This window comes from Burkholderia sp. AU27893, from assembly GCF_002223205.1.
Lineage (GTDB): Bacteria > Pseudomonadota > Gammaproteobacteria > Burkholderiales > Burkholderiaceae > Burkholderia.
Genome location: NZ_NKFD01000011.1, coordinates 1 through 2,517 on the forward strand (window position 1 = coordinate 1; position 2,517 = coordinate 2,517).

The 2,517-nt window shown below is 63.8% G+C and carries 2 protein-coding genes; both read right to left on the reverse strand.

Features of this window, described 5'->3' with window-relative positions:
- Nucleotides 1-98 precede the first annotated feature (98 nt).
- A complete protein-coding gene (gene istB, locus CFB47_RS39930; RefSeq protein WP_006397350.1) occupies nt 99-848 on the reverse strand; it encodes an IS21-like element IS408 family helper ATPase IstB in 750 nt (249 codons plus the stop codon).
- A gap of 16 nt (nt 849-864) precedes the next feature.
- The gene (gene istA, locus CFB47_RS39935; RefSeq protein ID WP_011875599.1) at nt 865-2,421 is read right to left on the reverse strand and encodes an IS21-like element IS408 family transposase; all 1,557 of its coding nucleotides are present in this window, start codon (nt 2,419-2,421) and stop codon (nt 865-867) included.
- Nucleotides 2,422-2,517: the final 96 nt, after the last annotated feature.

The following is a 2,517-nucleotide window of genomic DNA, read 5'->3' on the forward strand; positions in this document are numbered from 1 at the left end:
TGCGGATTTCGGCGATGGTGATCAATCGTTTCGGCGAACGTGATCAGTCTGGAAGGTGGTGTTGCGCGGTCAATGGATTATAGCGACGGTGATCACGATCAGGCGTCAGCGGACTCGGATTTCGTTTTCTTTCTCATCGAATCGCCCTTGACCGGAAGCTTGTGGGCCTGATGCACGAGCCGATCGAGAATCGCATCGGCGAGCGTGGGGTCCTGCAGCCACGCGTGCCAGTGTTCGAGCGGCAACTGGCTGGTGATCACAGTCGAGCGCGTACCGACACGATCATCAAGTACCTCAAGCAGATCATTGCGCGCCGCCTGGTCGAGATCCTGCAAGCCCCAATCGTCGAGGATCAGCACATCAATCTTCGCGAGTTGCGCAAGCCGACGTGTGAAGCTGCCGTCGCCGTGCGCGATTTTCAGCTCTTCGAACAGCCGCGCGACGCGCACATAGAACACGGAGAAGCCCTGCCGGCACGCCTGCTGGCCGAACGCGCAAGCGAGCCACGTCTTGCCCGCGCCGGTGGGGCCGGTCAGGATCAGGTTCTGAGCATTGCGCACCCAGTCGCAGCCGGCGAGCGTGGCGACGATGCGCTGGTCCAGCCCACGGGTTTGCCGGTATTCAATGTCTTCGACGCAGGCCTGTGGGTTCTTGAGCTTCGCGGCGCGCAGCAAACGTTCGAGTCGTCGCGTATCACGCCAGGCCAGCTCGCGATCTACGAGCATGCCCACGCGTTCCTCGAATGACAGGCTGGTGCTTGCCGTGAGCGTTGACTGCTCCTCGAACGCGCGAGCCATGCCGTCCAGTTTGAGCGCCTTTAGCTGGGTAAGGGTGTGCTGCATCAACATCGTGACCTCCTTCGGGTCAGTGGTAGTAGTCGGGGCCGCGCACGTTCTCGTGCTCGGGCGAGCGCCATTCGGCGGGCGTGGTCGGGAGCGAGGGCTGCAGGTCAAGTCCCGCTTCCAGGATTGACAGCACGGAGCGACGCGTGGGCGAGCCGATCTTCAATGCACGCTGGCATGCGGCCTCGAGGCGGTGTTTGCCGTACTTGCGCGCGAGCGAGAGAAGACCGAGACAGGCGCGATAGCCCATCTCGGGGTGAGGTTTGTTGGTCAGCAGATGCCGCACGACAGCCTCGGCGCCGGGGCCGACGGATGCGCCCCAGTTGAGCAGGCGCCCAGGCGTCCATTCCATGTGCGCGCGATGCGCAGCCGGCATGTGTTCGGCGATGGTCGTGTGTTTGCCTTTGAGGCGCGAGCGAGCGTGCGCAGCGACACGCTTGCCGCCATGCAGGATCTCTACGCCGTGGCGTGTGATACGCGCCCAGACCTCCTGCCGTGCGAGGCTATGCGGGACGCTGTAATAGTGGCCGCCGACATCGACGTGGTAATCGATGTTCACACGGCACTTCTGGAAGGTGGCGATCTCGTAGCGACGCACGGGCAACGGGCGCAGGACGGGTTGGTCCAGCCGTTCGAACCATTCACGCCGGTTGCCTTCGAGCCGCTTGAACGGGCGCTGGTTTAGGTCGGCGATCAGTTCTGCAATCGCCTTGTTGAGTTCAGCCAGACTGTAGAAGCGATAGTGGCGCAGTCGGGCCAGCACCCAGCGCTCGACGATCTGCACGCCGACTTCGACCTTGGCCTTGTCCTGCGGTTTGCGCGGACGCGCCGGCAGCATCGCGGTGCCGTAGTGGTTCACGAAGTCCTGCGTGGTCGTGCCGAGTCCGGGTTCGTAACGGTCGGGTCGCGCGATCAGCGCCTTCGGGTTGTCGGGCACGAGCAGCTCGGGCACGCCGCCAATGAACTCTAGCGCATCGCACAGGCTGCCGATCCAGTCCGCCATCGTCTCGGTGCGCGTCGCGCACGCGAACGTGTAGTTGGATGCGCCGAGCACGGCAACGAACACGTGCGCCTCGAACTCGACGCCGCCATCGCTCGCCAGGACCGGCACGGTGGGACCCGCGAAGTCCGCGAACAGCTTCTCGCCGGCGCGGTGCTGCTGACGCATCGAGCGCTTGATCGACTTCGCCCAGTCCTTGTACTTCTGGCAGAACTGCGTGTAGCGGTACGTCCGCTGGCCGGGGTTCGCTTCAGCGTATTCTTCCCACAGCAGTTGCAGCGTCACGCCCTTGCGGCGCAGCTCGCGATGCAATGCCGTGTAGTCGGGCTCGATGCGTCGCGTCGTCGTCGCCGCGGCATTGGTTGCCGCAGGCCTCAGGCGCGCGTCCAGTTCGTCGTCGGACATTGCTTCGGCTGCCGCCCAATCGAGTCCCGCCTGGCTGGCTTGGGCCGCGAACTTCGAGACGGCACCGACGCTGATGCCGATAGCCCGGCTGATCTGCCGATGCGTCAGGCCACACGCCCACTTTAGTCGCAGGACTTCCTTCAATTTGCGCATGCTCATCCGAGGTGTCGGCATCGGCACTTCTCCCGCAAAAAAGGGAGCAGGCTAACGCCGTCGGTGAATACATGCGCAACGCCACCGCCAGACTCAAACCCGGATTACGTTCCGGTT